The 1,674-nt window shown below is 56.2% G+C and carries 2 protein-coding genes and 1 pseudogene; 2 read left to right on the top strand and 1 reads right to left on the bottom strand.

The annotated features are described in order from the left end of the window. Positions 1-196: hypothetical protein (locus ACXRVY_RS27735; protein ID WP_458238805.1), on the top strand; the 196-nt coding region annotated here is incomplete at its 5' end. Between the two features lie 267 nt (positions 197-463). Continuing rightward, positions 464-709, top strand: a pseudogene (locus tag ACXRVY_RS27730) (nicotinate-nucleotide diphosphorylase); the annotation flags it as partial. A 120-nt stretch (positions 710-829) separates the two neighbouring features. On the opposite strand, the gene ACXRVY_RS27725 reads toward ACXRVY_RS27730, so the two are convergent. After that, positions 830-1,444 carry an alpha/beta fold hydrolase gene (locus ACXRVY_RS27725; RefSeq protein WP_458238804.1) on the bottom strand — a complete coding sequence of 205 codons (615 nt, stop codon included), beginning with the start codon at positions 1,442-1,444 and terminating at the stop codon, positions 830-832. Positions 1,445-1,674: the final 230 nt, after the last annotated feature.

The following is a 1,674-nucleotide window of genomic DNA, read 5'->3' as shown; positions in this document are numbered from 1 at the left end:
GCCCCACAGCGTGCGGAAAATTTCCAGCTTCATCGGTGATCCTCAAAAATCCCAGGGCCTGCTGCAAAAGCACTTCGACGGCGCCAGGCTGCCAAGCGCCTGGTTCGTTGTGGAGTCGATGTTAGACACAGGYCGCGCACAGAAAGAATCTGAAAGTTCAAATGAATACTTCAGACTTTCACTAACCAATAGCTAGCTATTTAACTCGCTTGCCAGGAGGGATTTTATGGGCGAGAACGTGTCTGCGTTGGCTATTAGCGAGAGATGCCATTGTTACGGCATCATTTTGAAGAGTCCCAAGCGACACCCGGGCTGCTGCTGGGCCGCTTTCTGCCGATTCTGTTGAAAAAGTCGGCCTGCCCAAACTGCCTGACCATTGACTGGTGAAAACGCCTTGCCTCGATCTTTCCCCATAAATGAGAGAGGAAAATTCGTCAGCACTCAGCCAGAACAAATGTTCATTAACCTGGGCGAACTGCAAGAAGCACTGAGAGGTGGAGCGGATTTAATCATGTTCGACGAACTGAGTCTGGATGACATGCGTGAAGGCGTTCGACTCAACAACGGACAGGCCCGGCTTGAGGCCAGCGGCGGAATCAATGAAAGTACATTGGTAGCTATCGCAGATACCGGGGTTGACTACATATCAATGGGTGCGCTAACTAAAAATATAAAAGCCATAGACTTATCTATGCGCTTGAGCCTTTAAATATCAGGCAATACTCTGCCGAGCCCTGCCTATGCCTCCGGTTGTCTGTCCGTTATCCGAGAGGTCTTGAAACGCAGGGGCCGCTCAATCAGTCCGCAGCGCTGGCAACCAGTGCTCCGCTCACCAGCAGACCAGATGTCTCTCGATCAACCTTGCCACTTCGGCTGCGTGAGTAAAACCCAGACTGTGGTCGGCGCCAGGGAAAACGTGTAGTTCAGCGCGGGGTAACAGTTGAGCAAGGCGTTGGCCGACGCGAACGGGKCTGATCGGATCAGAGTCTCCCCAGAGGAGCAGGACTGGCATGCGCAACTCGACCAACCGGAGCGTGAGGTCGGTGTGGTCGTCGAGAAACCAACTCGGCAGTGTCGGGTTGGCGGCAGCAAAATCCGGGCGCCAGTCATGCGCGCCCAGAGCAGACATATCCACCCCGCCAGAGGTGACGGTCAGCGTCAGGTGCGTGATCAGTTCAGGGCGTTCAAGCGCTGCAAGCACCGCGACTATACCGCCCATGGACTGCGCCACCAGCGCTGTGGGTCGGTCGATCTCGGCCAGCACGCGAGCCACCAGATCATCCATGCCGGTCACGCCAGGCAAGGGCGGAGTGTCTCCAAAGCCGGGCCAGCCGATATGGACCTGCTGCGCCGGGTGGGCCAGGCGCTCAGCAACCGGAAGCCAAAACCGGGTGTTACCCGAGGCTCCGGGCAGGAAGAGGAGTTTGGCGGGGGATGCGATCACAGGTTCGGTCCTTGAAGGTGCGATTGAAAGAGTCAGCAGAACAGGGCCCTTACCCTGGAATGCCAATGGCAGTTTGTTCTAGATCGATGGCGACTCAGATCTGCGCCAGCAGTTGCCCAAATGCATGGGCCGCAGGCGTCTTTCCTGTGACACTCCATATCAGTCTGAAATCAGCCTCCGGCAGCGGTGGCAGGCCATATTGACCATCAATTACCACCATACCGCTGTCT

It is taken from the genome of Pseudomonas sp. P5_A2_2, assembly GCF_054177685.1.
The sequence above is the reverse complement of the archived record's forward strand: the minus strand, read 5'-3'. Positions and strand labels throughout refer to the sequence as shown.